General features: G+C 60.2%; 21 protein-coding genes. 18 read left to right on the top strand and 3 right to left on the bottom strand.

Going from position 1 to position 23332, the window contains the following annotated elements:
- The first annotated feature begins 2 nt into the window (after nucleotides 1-2).
- From cobN to cobJ, 5 genes are read left to right on the top strand one after another with little or no spacing between them, the layout of a single operon-like run.
- Complete coding sequence (gene cobN / locus GS646_RS05270; RefSeq protein WP_171647709.1) at nucleotides 3-3296, top strand: cobaltochelatase subunit CobN; 3294 nt, start codon at nucleotides 3-5, stop codon at nucleotides 3294-3296.
- Nucleotides 3293-4414, top strand: a complete 1122-nt coding sequence (locus GS646_RS05265; protein WP_171186133.1) for a cobalamin biosynthesis protein CobG — start codon at nucleotides 3293-3295, stop codon at nucleotides 4412-4414. The genes cobN and GS646_RS05265 overlap by 4 nt, the downstream gene beginning before the upstream one ends.
- Complete coding sequence (locus GS646_RS05260; protein ID WP_171186135.1) at nucleotides 4414-5043, top strand: precorrin-8X methylmutase; 630 nt, start codon at nucleotides 4414-4416, stop codon at nucleotides 5041-5043. Before GS646_RS05265 ends, GS646_RS05260 begins: the two co-directional genes overlap by 1 nt.
- Complete coding sequence (locus GS646_RS05255) at nucleotides 5040-5768, top strand: precorrin-2 C(20)-methyltransferase (protein WP_171186137.1); 729 nt, start codon at nucleotides 5040-5042, stop codon at nucleotides 5766-5768. The genes GS646_RS05260 and GS646_RS05255 overlap by 4 nt, the downstream gene beginning before the upstream one ends.
- Nucleotides 5765-6529, top strand: coding sequence for a precorrin-3B C(17)-methyltransferase (gene cobJ, locus GS646_RS05250; RefSeq protein ID WP_171186139.1), 765 nt, complete (start codon nucleotides 5765-5767; stop codon nucleotides 6527-6529). The genes GS646_RS05255 and cobJ overlap by 4 nt, the downstream gene beginning before the upstream one ends.
- Here the strand turns inward: cobJ and GS646_RS05245 are convergent.
- Nucleotides 6520-7266 (bottom strand): cobalt-precorrin-6A reductase, encoded by a 747-nt coding sequence (locus GS646_RS05245; protein WP_171186140.1) that lies wholly within the window; start codon nucleotides 7264-7266, stop codon nucleotides 6520-6522. The genes cobJ and GS646_RS05245 overlap by 10 nt on opposite strands.
- Here GS646_RS05245 and cbiE point away from each other — a divergent pair.
- The 13 genes from cbiE to mdoH all read left to right on the top strand — a co-directional run bounded on the left by cbiE (nucleotide 7265) and on the right by mdoH (nucleotide 21976).
- Nucleotides 7265-8464, top strand: a complete 1200-nt coding sequence (cbiE, locus tag GS646_RS05240) for a precorrin-6y C5,15-methyltransferase (decarboxylating) subunit CbiE (RefSeq protein ID WP_171647711.1) — start codon at nucleotides 7265-7267, stop codon at nucleotides 8462-8464. The genes GS646_RS05245 and cbiE overlap by 2 nt on opposite strands.
- The gene (locus GS646_RS05235) at nucleotides 8461-8841 is read left to right on the top strand and encodes a cobalamin biosynthesis protein (protein ID WP_171091015.1); all 381 of its coding nucleotides are present in this window, start codon (nucleotides 8461-8463) and stop codon (nucleotides 8839-8841) included. The genes cbiE and GS646_RS05235 overlap by 4 nt, the downstream gene beginning before the upstream one ends.
- Entirely contained in the window at nucleotides 8838-9632 is a 795-nt protein-coding gene (cobM, locus tag GS646_RS05230; RefSeq protein ID WP_171091017.1) for a precorrin-4 C(11)-methyltransferase, read from the top strand. Before GS646_RS05235 ends, cobM begins: the two co-directional genes overlap by 4 nt.
- Nucleotides 9619-10941 (top strand): cobyrinate a,c-diamide synthase, encoded by a 1323-nt coding sequence (locus tag GS646_RS05225; protein WP_171186145.1) that lies wholly within the window; start codon nucleotides 9619-9621, stop codon nucleotides 10939-10941. The genes cobM and GS646_RS05225 overlap by 14 nt, the downstream gene beginning before the upstream one ends.
- Nucleotides 10938-11666 carry a uroporphyrinogen-III C-methyltransferase gene (cobA, locus tag GS646_RS05220; protein WP_171186147.1) on the top strand — a complete coding sequence of 243 codons (729 nt, stop codon included), beginning with the start codon at nucleotides 10938-10940 and terminating at the stop codon, nucleotides 11664-11666. Before GS646_RS05225 ends, cobA begins: the two co-directional genes overlap by 4 nt.
- Nucleotides 11659-12402, top strand: coding sequence for a precorrin-6A synthase (deacetylating) (gene cobF / locus GS646_RS05215; RefSeq protein ID WP_171186149.1), 744 nt, complete (start codon nucleotides 11659-11661; stop codon nucleotides 12400-12402). The genes cobA and cobF overlap by 8 nt, the downstream gene beginning before the upstream one ends.
- Nucleotides 12403-12487: 85 nt before the next feature.
- On the top strand, nucleotides 12488-12946 hold the full coding sequence (locus GS646_RS05210; RefSeq protein ID WP_171186151.1) for a DUF302 domain-containing protein: 459 nt from the start codon (nucleotides 12488-12490) through the stop codon (nucleotides 12944-12946).
- 79 nt (nucleotides 12947-13025) lie between these two features.
- Nucleotides 13026-14645 carry a thiamine pyrophosphate-binding protein gene (locus tag GS646_RS05205; RefSeq protein ID WP_171647713.1) on the top strand — a complete coding sequence of 540 codons (1620 nt, stop codon included), beginning with the start codon at nucleotides 13026-13028 and terminating at the stop codon, nucleotides 14643-14645.
- Nucleotides 14632-15816, top strand: a complete 1185-nt coding sequence (locus GS646_RS05200) for a CaiB/BaiF CoA-transferase family protein (RefSeq protein ID WP_171186154.1) — start codon at nucleotides 14632-14634, stop codon at nucleotides 15814-15816. The genes GS646_RS05205 and GS646_RS05200 overlap by 14 nt, the downstream gene beginning before the upstream one ends.
- Nucleotides 15817-15995: 179 nt before the next feature.
- Complete coding sequence (locus tag GS646_RS05195) at nucleotides 15996-17366, top strand: tetratricopeptide repeat protein (RefSeq protein WP_171186156.1); 1371 nt, start codon at nucleotides 15996-15998, stop codon at nucleotides 17364-17366.
- Nucleotides 17367-17394: 28 nt separating this feature from the next.
- On the top strand, nucleotides 17395-18612 hold the full coding sequence (locus tag GS646_RS05190; protein WP_171647715.1) for an OpgC family protein: 1218 nt from the start codon (nucleotides 17395-17397) through the stop codon (nucleotides 18610-18612).
- On the top strand, nucleotides 18609-20108 hold the full coding sequence (locus GS646_RS05185) for a glucan biosynthesis protein (protein ID WP_171647717.1): 1500 nt from the start codon (nucleotides 18609-18611) through the stop codon (nucleotides 20106-20108). The genes GS646_RS05190 and GS646_RS05185 overlap by 4 nt, the downstream gene beginning before the upstream one ends.
- Nucleotides 20105-21976, top strand: coding sequence for a glucans biosynthesis glucosyltransferase MdoH (mdoH, locus tag GS646_RS05180; protein WP_171647719.1), 1872 nt, complete (start codon nucleotides 20105-20107; stop codon nucleotides 21974-21976). The genes GS646_RS05185 and mdoH overlap by 4 nt, the downstream gene beginning before the upstream one ends.
- Here the strand turns inward: mdoH and GS646_RS05175 are convergent, their stop codons facing one another.
- Together GS646_RS05175 and GS646_RS05170 are read right to left on the bottom strand one after the other, a co-directional pair.
- The gene (locus GS646_RS05175; protein ID WP_171186164.1) at nucleotides 21977-22801 is read right to left on the bottom strand and encodes a PHB depolymerase family esterase; all 825 of its coding nucleotides are present in this window, start codon (nucleotides 22799-22801) and stop codon (nucleotides 21977-21979) included.
- Nucleotides 22798-23271: a rhodanese-like domain-containing protein gene (locus tag GS646_RS05170; RefSeq protein ID WP_171186165.1), complete on the bottom strand. Its 474-nt coding sequence runs from the start codon at nucleotides 23269-23271 to the stop codon at nucleotides 22798-22800. Before GS646_RS05170 ends, GS646_RS05175 begins: the two co-directional genes overlap by 4 nt.
- Nucleotides 23272-23332: the final 61 nt, after the last annotated feature.

Here is a 23332-nt window from a genome sequence, read left to right as displayed (position 1 = left end):
CCATGCACGTCGTCTTCCGCGAAAGCCACGGGCTCGAGGAAACCGAGACCCCAACCGATCTGGGCCAAAGCCCGGCGGATCTGGTTGTTTTGTCCTTCTCGGACAGCGACCTCGGCGCTTTCGCGGCGGGCTGGCATCGTGGCGGCGGAACCGAGGGTCGAATGCCAACGCTTCGACTGGCCAATTTGACCGCTCTCAAACACCCTCTGTCCGTCGACACTTATGTCGAGCAGACGTTGGACGGCGCCAAGGGCATTCTGATCCGCCTGATCGGCGGCGTGCCTTACTGGTCCTACGGCTTGCAACAGGTTCTGGCGCTGGCGCAGGCCAAGGGTATCGCGCTTGCCATTCTGCCCGCGGATGGGCGCGAAGATACGCGGCTGGATGACTATTCCACCCTGCCCGTTTCAACGCTACGCCGTTTGGCCCATCTGTGCGACACCGGTGGCGAGGTCGCGGCGCAAGCGGCATTGGCCCAGATGGCCTTGGCAGCCGGGCTTTATGCCGGGCCGGTGATGGGCGCAAAGACCCTGCCTGAATGCGGCGCATGGTGCCCGGATCGTGGTGTAATCCCAACGGATACCGCGTTCGAAGGCGACGCAAAACGTATCGTCGTCACGTTTTACCGCGCCTACCTGACGTCGGCCGACACTGCCCCAGTCGCAGCTCTGATCCGCAGCTTGCGTGCGCGCGGATTTGCGGCAGTGGGCCTGTTCGCGCCTTCGCTCAAAGCGCCAACTGCTGCCGATTGGTTGCGCGAGACGCTTGGGGCGTTGACCCCCGCTGCCATCATCAACGCAACGTCCTTTTCGGGCAAAGGCGCGTCGGGCACGTCTCCGCTGGATGCCGCCAATGTGCCGGTGTTTCAGGTCGCTCTGGCCACCTCGCGCCGCAAAGCCTGGGCTGAGGCGGAACGCGGTCTCTCACCTGCCGACCTTGCCATGCATGTTGTCTTGCCCGAGGTAGACGGGCGGATTTCGGCGGGCATCGCTTCGTTCAAAGAACCGGGCAAACGCGATCCTCATCTGGAATACTCCCGCTTTGCCCACCGGGCCGAGGCCGAACGGATCGAAGCCATTATCGACCGGGTATCAGGCTGGCTGCACCTGAACGACAAACCGAAGGCGGATCAGATCCCAGCGTTGGTGCTGTCGACCTATCCCGGCAAAGACTGGCAGATGGCCCATGCGGTAGGTCTGGACGCGCTGGCATCTGCCGAGGCGATGCTATGCGATCTACAGAACGAGGGCTATGACACCGCGCCAGCAGAGCCGATTGCTGAAACACTGTTGGACGCCCGGATTTCATGGCCGCTGGACGAGTACTTGCAAGCGCTGACCGATCTGCCCGAGCAGTTGCGAACCGACCTTCAAACAGTTTGGGGCAAATGCGAAGACGATCCGGCCTTTGCAGATGGCGCGTTCCACTTCACAGCACTGCGCCGTGGTCAAGCTCTGGTCGCGTTGCAACCCGAACGCGGTACACCGGAACTGCGCGATGACGATTATCACGACTTGTCGCGCACGCCCCGTCACAGCTATGTCGCCTTTTATCTGTGGTTGCGCAAAGGTCTTGGTGCGGACGCGCTAATCCATATCGGTGCGCATGGCACTCTGGAATGGTTGCCCGGCAAATCTGTGGCCCTGTCTGCCGATTGCTGGCCCGAAGCGCTGATCCGCGACCTGCCAGTGATCTACCCGTTTATCGTCAACGACCCCGGCGAAGCCGCGCAGGCCAAGCGTCGGATCGGGGCCGTCACGCTGGGCCACATCCCACCGCCGATGAAGGAAAGCGGGACGCCGGACCGGATGGTGCGGTTGGAGTCGCTGCTGGATGAGTTCTCGAACGCAGACGGGTTAGACCCCAAGCGCCGCGACCGTTTGCAAGAAGATATCCGGGACGAAGCGCAGGCCATCGGGCTGGAAAACGATCTTGGCCTCGATCAAGCCACCTGCACAGCCGAGGCGATCACCCGGATCGACCGCTTTGTCTGTGACATCAAGGAAAGCCAATTCGGTGACGGGCTACATATCTTTGGTCGCGTGCCCGAAGTGACAGGCAATTTTGACCCAACGGCTTCGGCCCATGCCGAACGAAGTGCTCTGATCGACGCGCTCGCGGGCAAACGGATCGAGGCTGGTCAATCCGGCTCTCCGTATCGTGGGCGGTCGGACGTGCTGCCGACCGGGCGAAACCTTTATACTACCGACCCACGCTCGGTCCCGACCCGCGCAGCATATGCGCAGGGCGTCAAACTGGCTGAAGAACTTGTGCGCCGCCATCTGCAAGAAGAAGGCGATTACCCCAAAGGGCTGATTGTAGACCTGTGGGGCTCGGCCACCATGCGCACCGCGGGTGAAGAATTTGCCATGGCGCTGCATCTGCTGGGCGTCAAACCCGTTTGGGACAAGGGTTCCGAACGGGTGTCGGGCGTCGAAGTCCTGCCGATTACCGATCTCAGCCGCCCGCGTCTGGACGTCACCCTGCGCGTGTCGGGCCTGTTCCGGGATGTGTTCCCGACCCTTTCGGCGCTATACGGCCAAGCCGTTCGTGCTCTGTCTGCGCGTGACGAAGCACCGGACTGGAACCCCTATGCAGGCTTGGCCCCTACGGCCCGCGTCTACGGCCCGGCGCCCGGGAGTTATGGCGTCAACATGACCCAATTGTCCGAAGTCTACACCGACGAAGCGCGCGCCCAGGCGGGTGAGGCTTGGCTGGAAGCCAGTTCTTTCGCGCTGGAAGGCGAACACATCGCACAGGACAAAGACGGCATCACCCAGCGCGTGGCCAATGCTGACAGCTTTGTTCACCTGCAGGATCTGACCGAAACCGATCTGCTGCTGGCCAATGACTATGCCACGCATGAGGCCGGATTTGCGGCAGCCAAGAAAATCACCGGAGGTAGCGTGCAGCTTTACCATCTGGACAACACAAACCCCGAAACCCCCCGCGCCCGAACCCTGCCGGAAGAGATCAGCCGTGTCGTTCACGCCCGCGCCGCAAATCCCAACTGGATCGCAGGGATGCAGCGGCATGGCTTCCGGGGCGCGGCTGAAATCGCGGCGACGCTTGATCACATGGCATCCTTCGCCCATCTGTCCGGGACGGTCGCACCACATCTGTTCGATCTTTACCACGATGCCACTTTGGGCAACGAAGAAGTGGACACCTTCCTGCAAGAGGCCAATCCCCTGGCCCATCAAGCAATGCAGGACCGGTTCCGCGCGTTGCTTGAGGCCGGGCTTTGGAACACCCGTCGAAACTCGATCCGGGCGGATCTGGAGGGCCTGACATGAGCGCTCCTATCGTGCAGGGTTGGTGCCCCGGTGCCCATCGTCCAATGATGTCCGGCGACGGGTTGGTCGTGCGGGTCCGGCCCCGGCTGGCGCGTCTGACAGCGGATCAGGCATTGGGTCTGTGCGACCTTGCAGATCGGTTTGGCAACGGGTCGATCGACTTGACCAACCGTGCCAATCTGCAATTGCGGGGCGTGGAGGACTATGACCATCAGCCGCTGCTTAAGGAGCTTGCAGCGCTGAACCTTCTGGATGCGGAACCCGGCATCGAGGTGCGACGCAATATTCTGGTCACACCGCTGTATCAGGCCGGTGATTTGACTGCGCGCCTCACCCAGGAACTGATCGACCGGTTGGCAGAGTTGCCTGCCCTGCCCGCCAAGTTCGGTTTTGCCATCGACACCGGACCCGCGCGGCTTTTGAACGCGGATTCAGCGGATATTCGTCTGGAAACAGGCGTTGACGGCCTAATCCTGCGCGCCGATGGCTGCGAAACCGGGCGGCCCGTGACCGAGGCCGACGCCATTGATCATGCGATCGCGTTAGCCATGTGGTTTTCAAAGACATACACGTCCGAAACTCGCCGCATGGCGCGGGTCATCGACTCGTTGCCGCAGGAATGGCAAGGGCATGCGCCGGGTCCCGTCGGCTCAAAACTGCAACCTGGCCCATGTGATCTGGGCGCGCTGTACGGCGCAGCTTTTGGATCGCTGCCTGCGCGCAAACTTTATGATCTGATTGACGACAGCGGCGCGGCTGCCCTGCGTGTCACGCCGTGGCGGCTGATCCTGCTGGAAGGCGGGGCGGCGATACCCGCAACAGAGTTTGTCACGGACGCCTCTGACCCGCTGATGACCACCGACGCCTGCCCCGGCGCACCGTTCTGCCCGCAGGCGCAGGTGGAAACCCGCGACATCGCCCGTGCCTTGGCTGCGCGCATACCCGGACGCCTGCATGTCTCGGGCTGTGCCAAGGGCTGTGCCCGGATGGGGCCTGCCGACATCACATTGGTGGGCGCAAACGGACGATTTGATCTTGTAAAACAGGGCCGCGCAGGGGATGAGCCCTGCCAGCGCGGGCTCGACCCCGAAACACTCATGACTATGGACTTCACCTGATGCCCTACACATACGAAACCGATGGCGCGGCGATCTACAAGGAAAGCTTTGCCACCATCCGGTCCGAGGCTGATCTGGCCCGTTTTGATGCCGATGAAGAGCAGGTCGCCGTCCGGATGATCCACGCCGCGGGCATGGTCGGGCTGGAAGAGTTCGTCCATTTCTCGCCTGGTTTTGTGACGGCTGCCCGCACGGCCTTGGAAAACGGTGCACCGATCCTGTGTGATGCGCGTATGGTCAGCGAAGGTGTGACCCGCTTCCGGCTGCCCGCCGATAACGAAGTGATCTGCACCCTGCACGATGAACGCGTGCGCCCTTTGGCCGCCGAGATGAGCAACACCCGCTCTGCTGCTGCGCTGGAACTGTGGCGGCCGCATCTGGAAGGCGCGCTGGTCGCCATCGGCAACGCACCGACGGCCCTGTTTCACCTTCTGAACATGTTGGAAGACCCTGATTGCCCGCGCCCCGCCGCGATCATTGGCTGCCCCGTGGGCTTTGTCGGCGCGGTAGAATCCAAGGATGCCCTGTGGGAGGCACAACCGGTGCCGTCCTGCATTGTCAAAGGTCGTCTGGGCGGCAGCGCCATCACCGTGGCAGCCGTCAACGCCATCGCAAGCCGGGCAGAATGAGCATGGGCACGATATATGGCGTGGGGCTTGGCCCCGGCGACCCGGACCTGATGAGCGTCCGGGCGGATCGCCTGTTGCGCAACGCCAAGCACGTGGCTTTCTTCCGTAAGCCAGGCCGCAGCGGTCAGGCCCGCAAGATCGTCAACGGAATGATCCCTGAAGGTGCGGTGGAATTTCCGATGGAATATCCCGTAACCACCGAGATCCCCGTCACGGACCCACGTTACAATGAATTGCTGGCCGCGTTCTACGAGGATTGCACTGCCCATCTGAAAACACTGTCCGAACAGGGCGAGGACGTTGTGGTTTTGTGCGAAGGCGATCCGTTCTTCTATGGCTCGTTCATGCATCTTTACAACCGGTTGCGCCATGAAGCTCCGGTGGAGGTTGTGCCTGCAATCACCGGCATGTCCGGTGCGTGGACCGCGACAGGTGACCCGATCACATGGGGTGATGACGTACTGACCGTGCTGGTTGGCACCTTGCCGGAAGACACTTTGGCCGAGCGTATGGCGCAGACCGATGCGCTGGTTGTGATGAAGATCGGGCGGAACATCGACAAGGTGAAGCGGGCCTTGAAAACCTCAGGTCTTTATGACCGGGCGTGGATCGTCGAATACGCGCAAATGCCGAACCAGACGGTGACAAAACTGTCGGAGGCTTGCGAAAAGATCACCCCGTATTTCTCGATCATCGTGGTGCATGGCCAGGGACGGCGGCCATGAGCGGTTGGGTCAAGATTGCAGGGTTGGGACCGGGTGATGAGGCACTGGTGACACCAGAAGTTACTGCGGCGCTGGAAGAGGCCACCGATGTGGTAGGTTACATCCCGTATGTGGCCCGTGTGGCCGAACGCCCCGGCCTGACCTTGCACGCAAGTGATAACCGGGTCGAAATCGACCGCTCTCAACATGCATTGCAAATGGCAGCTGAGGGCAAGAAAGTTGTTGTCGTATCCTCGGGCGACCCCGGTGTGTTTGCCATGGCCGCAGCCGTCTTTGAGGCGCTGGAGAGCGGCCCTGCAGAATGGCGCGATCTTCAGATCGATGTACTGCCGGGTATCACCGCGATGCTGGCCGCATCTGCGCGGGCGGGTGCGCCCATGGGGCATGATTTCTGCGCCATCAACCTCAGCGACAACTTGAAACCCTGGTCATTAATCGAAAAGCGGTTGCGTCTGGCGGCACAGGCCGATTTTTCGATGGCCTTCTACAACCCACGCTCAAAGTCTCGCCCGGAAGGGTTTGTAAAAACACTCGAAATCCTGCGCGACGAATGTGAGCCCGAGCGCCTGATTATGTTCGCTCGCGCGGTTTCGCGGGCGGACGAGGCGATCCGGATTTCGACGCTTGCCGAAGCCACACCCGAGATGGCGGATATGCAGACAGTGGTCATTGTGGGTTCGTCCCGCACCCGCGTGATCGAGCGCAAAGGCGCACCAATCGTGTACACCCCTCGCTTCACCCCTGATGAGGATCAGGGATGAGACAGCCAGTCCAAAACCTGAGCGACAGTCGTAAGCTCGGTCCGTTGTGGCAGAACCGGGCGGTCGATCATCAGCACAGGCAGGCCCAATGCGCGCGCCGCGTCCAGCTTGGCCCGCGCACCGGTGCCTCCTGCGTTCTTGGAGACAACAAGCTGCGTCCCATGGCGCTGCATCAGCTCGCGATCGTCGGCTTCGGTAAAGGGCCCTCTGGCAACGACAACTTCGGCATTCGGCAAGGGCAAGCTGTCGGTGTCATCCACCAGACGCAGCAGATAAATGTGCTGGGGCTGGGCTGCAAAATCCTCAAGATGCATACGGCCAACGGCCAGGAAAACCCGCTGTGCGTCCCCGGACAGTGCATCGACAGCCGCCGCGATGTCAGGGACGTGATGCCAGTTATCGCCGGTCTGCGGCGTCCACGCCGCGCGGGTCAGCGCGGCCAGGGGCGTCTGCGTTGCCCGACACGCCTCGATCGCATTCCGGCTCATCTGGGCCGCAAACGGATGGGTTGCGTCCACGACATGAGTGATGGCGTTGTCGCGGATGTAATCTGCCAGACCTTCCGACCCGCCGTAACCGCCAACACGTACTGGCAAAGGCTGCGGGCGTGGCGCTTCCACTCGTCCCGCGTAGGAATAGACGGCCGTAATCCGTTGTTCCGAAAAGGTTTTAGCCAAGGCGTTGGCCTCGGTCGTGCCGCCAAGGATCAGCACATCGGGGATCAGGAGGTTGGTCATGTCTGATGCTCCGTGGCTGACAGTTCTGGGGCTGGGCGAAGATGGGCTTGATGGCCTGTCGCCAACAAGCCGTCAAGTGCTGGACCGGGCCGAAGTGATCATGGGGCCACCACGCCACCTGTCACTGCTGCCCGAAACCGGGGCGGAACGCATTGAATGGCCGGTGCCCTTCTCGGATGGTTTGCCGATCCTGCAAGGGCTGCGCGGAAAGCAAACTGTAGTTCTGGCCTCGGGCGATCCGTTCTGGTTTGGCGCGGGGTCTGTCATTGCGCGCAACTTCGATGCCGGTGAATGGACCGCCCTGCCCGGCCAATCCACCTTTTCGCTGGCCGCTGCCCGGCTCGGCTGGCCCTTGGAAAGCACTTTGACCTTTGGCCTGCACGCCGCGCCGCTGACCCGGCTGCGCCCCCATCTGGCCCCGGGTCTGCGCGCGATTCTGTTGTTGCGCGACGGAAAGGCTGTGGCGGAACTGGCAACATACCTGACTGAAACCGGTTTTGCAGATTCTTCCCTGCACGTGATGCAGGCTTTGGGCGGCCCGCGCGAAAACTCTCAAACCGTCACTCTGACCGAGGCCCTTCCTGGCACGTTCGACCACCCCGTCTGCGTTGGCCTGGACGTCACCGGCGCAGGTCCTGCGCTGTCCAAAGCGTCTGGCAAACCCGATGACATCTTTGAAACCGACGGGCAGATCACCAAACGTCCCATCCGAGCGCTGACCCTCTCAGCGCTTGCCCCGCAACGGGGCGAACATCTGTGGGATATCGGTGGCGGCACAGGTTCAATAAGCATCGAATGGCTGATGTGTGATCCGACCCTTTCCGCGACGTGTATTGAGCCCCGTGCCGACCGGGCTGAGCGAATCCGCCGAAATGCAGATACGTTGGGGCAAGATCGATTGAATGTAGTACACGGAACCGCACCAAAAGCGCTGTCCGGTGTCGACCTGCCGGATGTCGTTTTCATCGGCGGAGGATTGAGCGCCAATCTGCTGGCGTGGCTGCGCGATGCGCTTCCCAAAGGCACGCGCCTTGTAGCCAACGCTGTCACATTGGAAAGCGAGGCCCTGCTGGCACGTTGGCACGAAGACTTGGGCGGTGACCTGCTTCGGATAGAACTGGCACATTCCGCCCCGCTGGGACAGAGGCGCGGCTGGAAATCCGCCTATCCGGTGGTGCAGTGGAGCGTAACGCTATGATCGTTGCTGGCCTCGGTTTCTCCTCTGCTGCAACAGAAGATAGCTTGCGTGAAGCATTTAACGCGGCGACTGCGAACCATGATGTGGCAGCCTTGGCGACTGTAACCGACAAGGAAGGCCATTCAGCACTGACATCTTTTGCAGAAGAGGTGTCTCTGCCCGTGCATTTCATTGCCGCAGCCGATTTGGCCGGGCAACGCACACTCACCTGCTCGACCCGCAGCCGTGCCACCTATGGCACCGGAAGCGTGGCCGAAGCATCCGCATTGGCCGCCGCCGAAAAGCTATTTGGCTTGGGCGCGCGGCTGCTCTCACCCAGACAGATTTCAGACGACCGGCTGGCGACCTGCGCCATAGCCATCGGAGGACAAACATGACCGTTCATTTCATCGGCGCCGGACCGGGCGCTGCCGACCTGTTGACGCTGCGCGGGCGCGATATCATCGCATCCTGCCCCGTGTGCCTTTATGCTGGTTCACTGGTGCCCGAAGAGATCCTGAGCCACTGTCCCGAGGGCGCAAAGATCATCAACACCGCGCCCATGGATCTGGATCAGATCATGGCCGAGATCGACGCGGCCCATAAAGTGGGTCAGGATGTGGCGCGCCTGCATTCGGGTGATCTGTCGGTCTGGTCGGCTATGGGTGAGCAAATCCGCCGCCTGAAAGAGATGGGCATCCCGGTCAGCGTCACACCGGGCGTGCCGTCGTTTGCCGCTGCCGCTGCTGCGCTGGGTACGGAGCTGACGTTGCCGGGTCTGGCGCAATCCGTGGTGCTGACCCGGACGCCGGGACGAGCATCCTCGATGCCCGAAGGCGAGACGCTGGAAAACTTCGCGCGCACAGGGGCGACGCTGGCCATTCACTTGTCGATCGGCAATCTGGACAAGGTGATCGCCGATCTGACACCAGCCTATGGAGCAGATTGCCCGGTAGCCGTAGTTTACCGCGCCAGCTGGCCGGACGAGCAGATCATTCGAGCCACGTTGGAAACACTCAAAGACGCGCTGGACGAGAAAATCTCACGCACTGCATTGATCATGGTCGGCCCGGCGCTGGCGGGCGAAGGCTTTGACGAAAGCTGCCTGTATTCCAAGACCTATGACCGCCGCTACCGCCCTCAAAGCGCGGATAGCCCGTGGTCCAGCTGGAGCCATGGCGATGACTAATCCCCCAGGCGTTCTGATCTCGGCCCCGTCGTCGGGCACCGGCAAGACAACGGTGATGCTGGGCCTGTTGCGGGCGCTGGCTGAGGATGGTCTGACCGTGCAACCGTTCAAAAGCGGGCCGGATTACATTGATCCTGCGTTCCATCGGGCGGCAGCGGGCCGTGCCTCGTTCAACCTGGACAGCTGGGCGATGGGCGATCCTTTGCTGAGCGCGATTTCAGCGCAGGCCGAGGGCGCGGATATCGTTGTGGCCGAAGGTTCGATGGGGCTGTTCGATGGTGTCGCCAAACCCGGAGAACTGGGCCACGGGTCAAGTGCTGAAACCGCTGCGCGCATGGGGTGGCCTGTGGTTCTGGTTCTGGACGTCGGCGGTCAAGCGCAATCGGCGGCAGCCACGGCGTTGGGGTTCAAGATGTACAACCCCGATCTGCCCTTTGCCGGAGTGATCCTGAACCGCTGCGCCAGCCCCCGGCACGAGCGTTTGACCCGACTGGGCATGGAACGCGCAGGATTGCCGGTGCTGGGCGTGTTGCCGCGCCGGGGTGACCTGACCCTACCCGAACGGCATTTGGGTCTGATCCAGGCCGTTGAGCATCCGGATCTGGAAAGCGCAATCGTTGGCTATGCGGCGTTTCTGCGCGAACATGTTGATCTTGAGGCGATCAAGCGGGCGGCTTCCACAGGCCCCGGCGGGCCATCGTCAGCCGCGCTGCCGCGCCCTCCTGCTCAGCGGATTGCTCTGGCTCGGGATGCGGCCTTTTCGTTCACCTATCCGCACCTGCTGGAAGGCTGGCGCGCGGCTGGGGCCGAAATCCTGCCTTTCTCGCCACTGGCAAATGAAGCCCCGGCGACGAATGCCGATCTGATTTGGCTGCCCGGTGGATACCCTGAGTTGCACGCCGGAACGCTGGCGGCAGCGAACACATTCCTGACGGGTCTGCGCAAACATGCCGAGACCAAGCCGGTTCATGGGGAATGCGGGGGCTATATGGCGCTTGGGACAGCGCTGATCGACAAGGATGGCGCACGGCATGAAATGGCGGGTTTGCTGGGACTGGTGACGTCGTATCAAAAGCGCAAGTTCAACCTTGGTTACCGCAAGGCTGAATTGCTGGCACAGATGCCCGGTTTTGCTGAAGGCGCTGCACTGCGCGGGCACGAATTCCACTATTCTTCGATTGTGGACCAACCTGATGCCCCGCTTGCGCGTGTGTTTGATGCCGAAGGCGCAGAAGGCCCGCAGACGGGCTCGGTGCGCGGCAACGTCACCGGCACTTTCTTTCACCTGATCGCAGAGGCCTCGGCATGAGCGGCTTTGTCTCTTTCATCGGCTCGGGCCCCGGTGATCCGGAACTGCTGACGCTGAAGGCCGTGGACCGGATGCAAAAAGCGGATGCCATTCTTTTCGACGATCTAAGCAGCGGGCCCATTTTGAGCCACGCGCGCGAGGATGCGGATCTTGTGGGTGTCGGCAAGCGGGCTGGTCGCCCCTCGCCCAAACAGGACCATGTCAGCCGGTTGTTGGTAGATTATGCCCAGACCGGCCAGCACGTTGTGCGGCTGAAGTCTGGCGATGGCGGCATGTTCGGACGTCTGGAAGAAGAGCTTGTGGCCCTGCGTGAAGCTGGAATCGCTTATGAAATCATTCCCGGCATCCCCTCTGCCATCGCAGCAGCAGCGGCGGCAGGCATTCCACTGACGCGCCGGTTGACCGCGCGGCGGGTGCAATTTGTCACCGGTCACGACGTCAGCGGTGAACTTCCGGACGATCTGAACCTGACTGCTTTGGCGGATTCTCAAGCGACCACCGTTGTGTTCATGGGCAAGCGCACCTTCCCGCTGCTGGTTGAAGCGTTGAACGCCCATGGCCTGCCACTGGACACTCCGGCGTTGATGGCTGAATCCGTGTCGACCCCGGATCAAAAGCTGCAGCGCGCTACCATCGGCGCGTTGGCGGATCAGTTGAAATCTGAGATTGGCAAAGCTCCGGCGTTGATCCTGTATGGCCCGCTGGCGGAGTTCGAAGATGATTGACTTGAGCCTGATCGGCATCGGCACGGGAAACCCCGATCATGTGACCTTTCAAGGGGCGCAGGCGATCCGGGCGGCGGATCTGATTCTGATCCCGCGAAAGGGAGAGAATAAAGCCGATCTGGCTGGGCTACGCGAGGAAATCATTGCAGAAGTCACCGATACCACGCCCCAGATCGCATATTTCGATATCCCGAAACGCCGCGCGGACGATGGCTATTTGCGCGGAGTTGACGAATGGCACGATGCCATTGCCCTGCGCTGGCAAGAGGCTATGGATACCCACCCAACGGCACAACATGTGGTCTTGCTGATTTGGGGGGACCCGTCGCTCTACGACAGCTCGCTGCGCATCGCTGCACGGCTGGACCCCAAACCCAACACGAAAGTGATCCCCGGCATTACTGCCTTGCAAGCGCTGACCGCGGCCCATGCGATCCCGATCAATGATCTGGGTGCGCCTTATGTCGTCACAACAGGCCGCCGCATTAGAGATGAAGGGTGGCCCGCAACCGGCTCAAAAGTAGCGGTTATGTTAGATGGAGAATGCTCGTTTCAATCCCTTGAGATGGCGGAATTCGACATCTGGTGGGGCGCGTATGTGGGTATGAAAGAAGAGCTGCTGATCAACGGTCCGCTGGATCTGGTCGCCCAACAGATCCTGGATACGCGTGCCAAAGCACGAGCAGATCATGGCTGGATCATGGACATCTATGTGCTGAAGAAGCGCAGTGTTTGACTGCACGCGATGAACACGCGTTTGTGACCGCGCAGCGCGCCTAAGTCTGGCACAAAAGTCTCAGCATTCTATCGGAGACGTGATCATGAAAGCCTTTATTCCCCTGCTCTGCCTGATCGCTTCGCCCGTCTGGTCGCAGGACGCGCCGGAAGGCTGGGCCGTCTACCCGACAGACAAACCCTATTCCGAGCTGGTTGACGACACCAAAGCCGCCATCAAGGAAAACGGGTTGATCGTCGTGACGCAGGCTGGCCCCACCAAGGCAGCGGCCGCGCGTGGTATCACCATTCCAGGCAACCGGGTGATCGGAGCTTTCAACAACGACTACGCGGTGCGGGTGCTTGAAACCTCAACCCATGCGATGATCGAAGCGCCCATCCGCTTTTATGTCACGGAAAACGAGGACGGCTCTGCCACTCTGTCCTACAAAACCCCCAGCTTTGTCTTTGCCCCTTACGCATCAGAAGGGGGGCAAGCATTGGCGGACATCGCCGCAGAACTTGACACAAAGTTTCAATCTGTCGCCCAAGACGCAGTCAAATAGTCACACTGGCGTGAACCGCCTTGCGTCCGGGGGCGTCCTCCGCAATCTGCTTTGAAACGGTTTTTTCGGAGCATGACTTATGCAGGACCCCTCGCCCCGCGCCGCGGATCTTCTGGCCCAACGCCTGTACGAAGCAGGGTGCCGCCACGCCTTTGGGATGCCGGGGGGCGAAGTTCTGACATTGGTCGACGCGCTGGAAAAGGCAGGTATCACCTTTCACCTGACCAAACACGAGAACTCCGCCGGTTTCATGGCTGAGGCCGTACATCACCGCGACGGCGCGCCTGCGATATTGGTGGCAACACTTGGCCCCGGCGCGATGAATGGCATCAACGTGGTGGCCAACGCATTGCAGGACCGTGTGCCGATGATCGTGCTGACAGGGTGTGTCGATGCGGATGAAGCGTTGACCTACACACATCAGGTCATGGATCACGCGCAGGTCTATCGCTCGATCACCAAGGGCACCTTCACACTGACGGCCAAAGGCGCGGATGTCATTGCGGACAAGGCGGTCTCGCTGGCGATGCAGCCGCGCCCCGGCCCGGTTCATATCGATGTTCCGATCTCAGTCGCCGACACGCCAGTGACCGGGGTGAAACGCCGCCGCTTGACCAAGATCGCGCCTGTCAGCCCCGGGGGCGAGTGTTTGGAAAAGGCCCGCCGCTGGGTGGCAGAGGCCGAACGTCCCATTGCCGTAGTCGGTCTGGATGTTCTGTATGACGACTCGCGCAGCGTCGTGCAGGCATTTTTGGAACATTTCGGCATCCCGTTTGTGACCACCTACAAAGCCAAAGGCGTGGTCCCTGAAGATCACCCCTTGTGTCTGGGCGGTGCCGGTCTGTCGCCGCTGGCGGACAAGCATCTGGTGCCTCTGATCGAACAGTCGGATCTGGTGCTGTGTTTGGGCTATGACCCAATCGAAATGCGCCCCGGCTGGCGCGAGATTTGGGACCCCGCAGACAAACGCGTTATCGATATCTCTGCCGTGGTCAATGATCACTACATGCATCAGGCGGGGCTGAATCTGGTGGCCGATACAGGCGAGACATTGGAAGCCATCGCCAAGGGCAATCCGGCGCGCGCCACGTGGCCGGACGGCGAGCCCGGGCAAGTCAAAGCCGCTTTGGCAAAGGCCTTCCCGAATGACGAAGATTGGGGACCGGCGGCGGTTATTGCTGAAACGCGGGCAGTATTGCCCCCTGAAACTCTGGCAACCGCAGATAGCGGAGCACATCGTATTTTGCTGAGTCAGATGTGGAATTGCAGCGAGGAGCGGGGACTTATCCAGTCTTCGGCGCTGTGCACCATGGGATGTGCGGTTCCAATGGCGATCGGCCTGAAACTGGCAGAGCCTCAGCGCCCGGTCATCAGCTTTTCAGGCGATGCCGGTTTTCTGATGGTGGCCGGGGAATTGTCGACCGCAGCCGAGATGGGCGGCAATCCGATCTTTTTGGTCTTTGTCGACGCAAGTCTTGCGCTGATCGAACTGAAACAGCGTCAAAGACAAATGGGAAACAAAGGCGTCGACTTTGGTCACCACGACTTCGCTGCCATGGGTCGGGCCTTTGGTGGACATAGCCATACCGTTCGAAACCGGACAGAATTGCGCGCAGCGTTGGAAGCTGCTGTAAAGGCAAACACTTTTACTGTCATCGCGGCAGAGATTGAGCGTGGAGGCTATGATGGCCGCATCTGAAGGCCCCTTGAAGGGCGTCAAAGTTCTGGATCTTAGCCGGATTCTAGCAGGACCCACATGCACGCAATTGTTGGGCGATCTGGGCGCAAGCGTTATCAAGATCGAAAACCCCGGCACAGGCGGCGACGACACAAGGCAATGGGGTCCGCCCTATGTGACAGATGCCGAGGGCAACCGCTCGGACCTGAGCGCCTATTTCATGTCCGCCAACCGCAACAAGAAATCCGTCGCGCTGGATATCGCTACCGCTGAGGGTCAGGCCGAAATCCGTCGGCTGGCCTCACACGCGGATATCCTGATCGAGAACTTCAAACCCGGCGGGTTGGCCAAATACGGCCTGGACTACGACACGTTGTCGAAAGAGTTTCCCGGATTGGTCTACTGCTCGATCTCGGGCTATGGACAAACCGGACCGAACGCCAGCAAACCCGGTTACGACCTGATGGCACAAGGCTACGGCGGGATCATGTCGCTGACTGGCGATCCAGAGGGCGCACCGATGAAGGTGGGCGTTGGTATCGCAGATGTAATGTGTGGCATGTATGCGAGTGTCGGGATTCTGGCCGCGCTGCGCCACCGAGACCTGACCGGTGAAGGTCAGCAGATCGATCTGGCGCTTGTTGACGCGCAGATTGCGTGGCTGATCAACGAAGGTGTTAACTACCTGACCTCGGGCAATGTTCCCCAGCGGCGCGGCAACGGACATCCAAATATCGTGCCCTATGAGGTTTATGAAACCGCAGACGGCCATGTGATTCTGGCCGTTGGGAATGACGGACAATTCAAAAAGTTCTGTAGCTTTTTAGGAAGATCCGAACTGGCCGAAGACCCTCGCTTTGCGACCAACCCATCGCGCCTTGAACATAGGGACGCGCTGAACGCCATCTTGCGACCCTCGATGCAGGCCCTGGACACAAAAGAGGTCATCTCGGGTCTTGAGGCTCTGAAAGTTCCGGTCGGCCCGGTGCAGACGCTTGATCAGGTTTTCAACACCGAACAAGTCGCCGCACGGCACATGAAGATCGACATGCAAGCCCAGCCGGGCCCTGTCAGTCTGATCGGAAATCCGCTCAATCTGTCACGCACGCCTGTAACATATCGCAGTGCGCCCCCGGTGTGTGGAGCGGATACTGAAGCAGTTCTGAGCGCCGAAAACCCGTTCGAGGATTGAAATACTTGCACATTTAGGCGGCAACTCGCTGAAACATGCTCTTGAATCGGCGGTTTTTTTCGCCTTTTTCGCACACGGCATTTCACCAATTCGAGAGCAGGGTCGATACTGTTACGTCCCTCTCTCACACTCTGTTACATCGAACAGAGTGAAGTACCGCAATCAGATTGGACCCAAGTATGAAACAAGATGTTTTTGGACAGATGAACACTCTGAGCCAGCCGGCTGCGGTCGACGCCTGGAATGGTGTTCTGCTTGGGTTCATGGCGCATGCTGCCGTCACGCCCCAACATCTGGGCAAAGCGCTTGAGCTTGAACCTGATTTTGCGCTGGGTCACGCAGTCAAAGGTCTGTTCATGGCGCTGCTGGGCAGACGCGAGATGATGGCTGTCGCGGTTGAAGCCCTGGCAGCGGCCAATACCGCGATGGAACGTCAGCCGATCTCAGCCCGCGAGCGCTTGTACGTGGACGCTTTGGCGCTGTTTTTGGCGGGACAACAAACGCAGGCGGTGCAGAAATTCGAAGCGGTCCTGCGTGATGATCCGCAGGACACGCTGGCGATGAAACTGAGCCATGCAACACGATTTGTTCTGGGCGATGCCGAAGGTATGCGCCGGTCGATCGAACGTGTGATGCCAGCCTACGAACCCGACCATCCGGGCCGTGGCTATCTGCTGGGCTGTCACTCTTTCGCGCTGGAGGAAACCGGCGCCTATGAAAAGGCCGAAATCGCAGGCCGTCAGGCGCTGTGGATGGTGTCGGACGACGCCTGGGGCCTGCACGCGGTGGCCCATGTTCATGAGATGACCGGCAACGCGCAGCTGGGTTTGGATTGGCTTGCAGGGCGCGAAGATGCCTGGGCGCACTGTAACAATTTCCGCTATCACGTCTGGTGGCACAAAGCCCTGATGCATCTGGATCTGGGTCAGGTTGATCAGGTGATGGAGCTGTATGACGCCCATATTCGCAAGGACAAGACCGACGATTACCGCGACATTTCGAACGCAACCTCGCTTCTGTCCCGGCTTGAGCTTGAGGGCGTGGATGTCGGCAACCGCTGGGAAGAACTGGCCGATCTGAGTGCTGCGCGCACCGAAGATGGCTGCCTGATCTTCGCGGACCTGCATTACCTGTTGGCTCTGACCGGCGACAATCGTGCCGATGCAACCTCCAAGATGCTGAGCCGCATGAACCGTGACGCAGCCCACGCAAAAGACGACACCACCCGCCGAATGGCTGATCCCGGTGTTGCCGCAGCCATGGGGTTGGAAGCCTTCGGAGACGGCCATTATGGCACCGCCTTCGATCACCTGCTGGCGGCGCGAGGATCGATGCAATTGGCCGGTGGCAGCCACGCGCAACGTGATGTATTTGAACGCATTACCATCGATTCCGGTCTGCGCGCCGGACGTCTGGACGCGGTCGAGCGTATTCTGGACGACCGTCGTGCCAAGCGTGCCGGAGGCGAAGACAATTATGCCATCGCACGCCGCGCCCTGATTGATGCGGCCCGCGATAGCGGCGACGTGCAAAGCGTCCCCGCCGAATAACAAGACGATCTAGAAGGACAGAAAACGTATGGCGACCATATCGCCCGCTTCTGATTTTGCACCAGCTGCGGCCCCTGCCGCGGCCCCTTCCCGTACGCGCGATCCGCGGTTGGACTTATACCGTGGTATTGCGATGTTCATCATCCTCATCGCCCATATCCCAAACGATCCCTGGGCCAAATGGATTCCAGCGCGGTTCGGTTATTCCGACGCGACAGAAATTTTCGTGTTCTGTTCTGGCATGGCCTCTGCCATTGCTTTTGGCGGCGCGTTTTTGCGCAAGGGCTGGTGGATGGGAACAGCACGTGTGGCGTTCCGCATCTGGCAAGTTTACTGGGCGCATATCTGTCTGTTCTTCTTTGTGGCCATGACCATGGCTGCGCTGGACCAGTCCGGTGCGTTCGAGAAAACCTATATCTCGTCCCTGAACCTGCAGCATTTTTTCAACGATCCAGCCTCGCAGATGGTTGGGATTTTCACACTGACGTACGTGCCGAACTACTTTGACATCCTGCCGATGTATCTTGTGGTTCTGGCGCTGATGCCGCTTTACATGGCGCTGTATCGTGTCAGCTTCTGGCTGATGGCAGCAGTATCGGTCAGCATCTGGTTTATTGCTCAGACCGGCGCATTGGCATTACCGGCCGAGCCATGGTCGGACCGTCAATGGTTCTTTAACCCGTTCGGTTGGCAATTGCTGTTCTTCACAGGGTTCGCCTTCATGCGCGGCTGGATTCCCGCCCCACCCGTTTCGAAAACCCTGATCTGGGTGGCAATTGCCTTTGTTGTCCTTTCGGCTCCGTTCGGGTCGTGGAAGGTCTTCACCTGGATCAACACCGCCGCGCCGGATCTTGGTGCAGTAATTCGCAAGGGCTGGCCTCTGACTGAAGACCTGCGTGGAAAAACCGAATTTGGTCTGCTGCGCTACGTCCACTTCTTGTCGCTGGCTTATCTGGGTTGGGTTGCTGCGGGCGAGCATGGCCACCGCCTGATTGCAACCGGGCACAGTGTGGGCGCGCGTGTCTGGCAACTTCTGCTGGCGGTTATCACGAAGGTCGGCCAGCAATCCCTTGCAGTCTTTGTGTTTTCCATGGCCGCAGCCCGCCTGATCGGCGTTGCTCTGGACCAATCTGGGCGAGATGTTGCCAGTGTCTTTGTCGCCAACATGATTGGCTTTGCGATGATCATCGGCGTTGCCTATTTGGCAGCTTGGTTCAAGTCACAACCCTGGAAGACCAAGAAATGAACTTTACCCGTCGCGCATTCCTCGTTTCGACGACCGCTTTGGCTTTTGCCCCGTCCGCCTATGCGACGGGCGGCGAAGTACCTTTTGATCGTAACTATGTGATCGAGATGGCGCGTGATCTGGCCAGCCGTCCCTATGCGGAACGCGATATGGTTCCCCAGGAATGGCAGGATCTGACCTATCAGCAATACCGCTCGATCCGGTTCCGGCTGGACCGCGCGCTTTGGTACGAGACCGAAACCCCGTTCAACGTGGATTTCTTCACTCCTGGCTTGTACTTCCCCCGTACCGTAAAGGTCGAAACTGTTGAAAACGGCATGACCACGCCAGTCGCTTTCGACCTTGCGATGTTCGACAAGTCCGAAGATGTCCCGCAATTGCCCATCGACGATACGCTGGGCTTTTCTGGACTGCGTCTTCGGACCGAAATGCACCGCCCCGGCAATACAGATGAATTCTGCGTCTGGCAAGGGGCAAGCTATTTCCGCGCCATTGGTCTGCATGAGGTTTACGGCCTGTCCGCCCGAGGTCTGGCCCTGAAGACCGGCGATCCCGATGGCGAGGAATTCCCCGAGTTTATCCGCTTTTGGCTGGAGCGCCCCGAACCCGGCCAGCGCAGTATGGTTGTACATGCCTTGATGGACAGCCCCAGCGTGACCGGGGCCTATCGGTTCAACGTCACAGCAGGTGCAGACTGCGTCATGGACGTTGAGGCCACGCTGTTCCCGCGCGAAGAGCTGCCCCATGTCGGAATTGCGCCGGGCACGTCGATGTTCCTGTTCGACCAAACAAACCACAGCCGGTTCGACGATTTCCGCCCCGCCGTGCATGACAGTGACGGATTGTTGATCCGCAATGGCGCGGGTGAGGTTTTGTGGCGGCCGCTGGCCAACCCGACCCGCCTGCAGATCTCGTCTTTTGTTGATACGAACCCGCGCGGTTTTGGCCTGATGCAGCGCAAGCGCGAGTTTTCGGACTATGCCGATCTGGAAGCGAATTATCACAAGCGCCCCGGTTTATGGGTCGAACCCAATCAGGATTGGGGCAAAGGCACTGTGACGCTGGTGGAAATCCCCGCTGATCAGGAAATCTATGACAATATCGTCGCCTATTGGCGCCCGGCTGAGCCTTATGCGGCGGGCAGTCAGGTCGACATGTCCTATCGTCTGATCTGGGGTGAAGAACCTCAGCGCACGCCTATGCCGCGGGTCATCAATACCGCGATGGGGGACAACACGTTCGGCGAGGGCCGTCTGGCTGTCATTGACTTTGAAGACAGTGAACTGTTCGAGGACATCGACGCGATCTCGATCTTTGTTGACTCGCCCCATGCCGAAACTTCTGAAGGTGTTTTGCAACGCAATCCCGATACCGGTGGCCTGCGTCTGGCCTTTTCGTTCCAGCCCGGAGACCGCAACCATGTCGAGCTGCGCGCGCAGCTTCTGAAAGACAAACAGCCCGCCTCTGAGGTCTGGCTTTACCGTTGGACCACATGAGCCGCGATCTGCATATCATGCCGCCAGAAGCCCCTTTGGCGATGCCCGCGCAGAACTTCGGCGCGCGGTTCCGGGACGCGGATGCGCCGTCCGGCAAGCGCGGCTCATCGGCTGGGTTTTGGCGCGCGTTGGCGTTTTCCCCGGCTATGGCGGCAACACTGGGCCTGCTTTGGGTGATGAGCGATTGGTTCAGCGCTGAAGGGATCAACCTGATCGAAGCCATCCTGTTGGCGCTGATCTCGTTCAATTTCTTCTGGATCTCGTTTACGGTTTGCACGGTTCTTTTGGGTATGTTGTCCCTGTCGCGGCAAGATCGCCCTCAGAAAAGCCACAGCGCGCAGCCATTGCGCGTGGCCTTGCTGACCCCGGTTTATAACGAGGTGCCGTGGAACGTGCTGGGCAATGCCCGCACCATGCTGGAAGATTTGCAGACCCGTGGCGGACAGCACCATTATGCCATGTTCATCCTTTCCGATACACGGGACCCCGAAATAGCGGCGCAGGAACAGGCCAGTGTCGAGGCCCTGCGTACCACTTTGGCACCGGGGCTGGAGTTGTACTATCGCCGCCGCGATCAAAACACCGATCGCAAGGTGGGTAACATCGCCGACTGGGTCAGCCGCTGGGGCGCGGATTGGGATGCGATGTTGGTGCTGGATGCCGACAGCTTGATGACCGGACGCGCGATCTATCGACTGACTGATGCGCTCGCGCGTGATCCCAGCGCGGGGCTGATCCAAAGCTATCCGCAGCTTATAGGCGCACAGTCCGTCTTTGCCCGGATGCAGCAATTCGCAAACGGCGTCTATGGCATCGCCTTTGCCGAAGGTCTGGCGCGTTGGTGCGGGCAAGAGGGTAATTATTGGGGCCACAACGCCATCATCCGCACCAAGGCTTTTGCCACCAGCGCTGGCCTGCCCAAGTTGCGGTCATTCAGCGGTCAGGACAAGCTGATCATGAGCCACGATTTTGTCGAGGCTGGATTGCTGCGCCGCGCCGGTTGGGCGGTGCGCTTTTTGCCACGCATTCGCGGATCATACGAAGAAACACCACCCACCCTCATCGATCATGCCATGCGGGACCGCCGCTGGTGTCAGGGCAATTTGCAACACCTGAAACTGCTTGGATCGACCGGGTTCCGTGCCGTATCGCGTTTTCACATGTTTCACGGTGCGGTTGGATACCTGATGTCACCTTTGTGGTTCGCCCTGCTGTTGATGTGGGCGTTGATTGGTCAGGGTCAGGACGCATCTGTCCTGCATTACTTCAGCCCTGACAATCCTTTGTTCCCGCAATGGCCCGAGATGTCGGAGACCCGGCACGTGCTGATCATTCTGGTCATGTACGCCATGTTGCTTGCGCCCAAGGTCCTTGGTGTTCTGGCCCTGCCGCTGAGCGGTGTGCGCTATTCCGACTTTGGCGGCGCGCGCAAGTTTCTGACGTCGTTCCTGGCCGAGGTTCTGCTGTCCATCCTCTATGCTCCGATCTTGATGGTGCAACAGATGATCGCAGTCTTCCGCACCGCCTTTGGCATCCAACGCGGCTGGTCTCCGCAAGCCCGTGATGGCGGCAGCTATGGGTTGGGCACTCTGGTTTTGTGCCATGCGCTGGAAACGATCAGTGGCATAGCGCTGAGCGTGGGTATCCTGTCCGGTCTGGTTTCGATCTGGCTGGCCCCGATTGCGATTAGCCTGGCACTTGCAATTCCGTTGTCGGCCCTCAGCGGTGTGTCAGCGGGCGCTGCACGCAGGATGGTCGGGATGCGTGAGGATTTCAGCGAGCCCGCTATCACGCGCTCGGCCCGCCGTTATCGCGATGAACTCAAGCGGCTGGTCGAAGGTAAAGGCAGCATGACCCCGGCGGAATGATCAACTGCCGGGTAACCCCTCGTACCAATCAACGATCATGTCTGCCCAACCGGCAGGTACATTGTGCCCCGCGGGGAACAGCGCAAACTCCAACGCGCTGCCTTCGGTGCAACCCGTCCAGCGACGGCGCATGAAGTCATCAGTCACCGTGAAACTGCTTGGTTTATGATCGACACAACCATTTGCTTCTCGCCAGATTTCAAGCCCGGCGAAAATGTCACCCTGCTGGAAACGCCCGCCACCCAACAAGCGACCTTCCAAGGGCACCACATTATCCGTCCAGCCATGGGTGTGGAACATGCGGATCGGACCCTCGCAAGCCTCGGGATGCGGACGCCAGAACCCGCCCGAGACGGGAACGTAGGCAGAAAACGTATCAGGGGCCTCACAGGCCAGATAGTTGACCATGAAGCCCCCTGCCGAAAATCCACCCAGCAGGACGCGGTCGGGATCGACGCCGAACCGGTCGGCGGCATCTTGCACAACCTCAGTCAGAAAGGCAGTTTCGTCCCGTTCGCCAAACCCGGGATAGAAATTCCAGCTTTTGGTGCCGCCCCGATCAGGTCGTTCCAGACCCTCAGGTGCCATAACCGCATAGCCACGTTCCAGCAAAGGTTCGACCATCGCGCGATTGCGCATCGTGCCCGATCCGCTGCCACCGTAGCCGTGCAGGAATAGAACCATCGGAGGATTATCCGCATCAGGCAATTCGAGGTGATAGGTGCCCATTGGCGTTTCGCATACAGCATCCTGACCGGCGCACCCGGCCAATGCCGCCTGCCCGGTTGCGGCAAGAAATGCCGTTAGACTGAGTGTTCGGATCATCCTGCATCCTCATTATATCGACGAACCGGCAGTCCGGCCCGAACCCAACCCGGCCCAGCCGCCGAGCCCAGCATGCCCTCGGGCACATCAATGATATTGGCGAAACCGGCCGCGATGAGCTGATTGCTCAATCGTGCCGAGCGTACACCACGCGCACAAATCAGCGCGACGGGTGCCGATTTGTTACCGTCAGTCAGTTGCGAGAGCGCTTCGATGAAATCTTCACGCCGCATATCAAGCGGAGTAGCACCCTCACCAACGCCCGAAGCGCGCCATTCGCGCGGCGTTCGAATATCGACAAGCAGGATGTGCCCTTCGCGGGCTTGTTCATGAGCTGCAGCTACACTGATCCGGCCACCGCCATGATCTTCCGGGATCAAGCGATATTCCCGGATCGCAAACCCGGCAGCGACCGCGGCACCACCGCCGATCAACACCCATCTGCGGGTTCGGTTCACTTGTTCGGCCACGCGATGCCTCCTGTTTGCTACCCGTTGATCTAGCACAGATGGAGGAAAACGGAGCCCACTA

Source organism: Ruegeria sp. HKCCD4315 (assembly GCF_013112245.1).
GTDB lineage: Bacteria > Pseudomonadota > Alphaproteobacteria > Rhodobacterales > Rhodobacteraceae > Ruegeria.
This window is presented reverse-complemented; position numbering and strand designations above follow the sequence as displayed.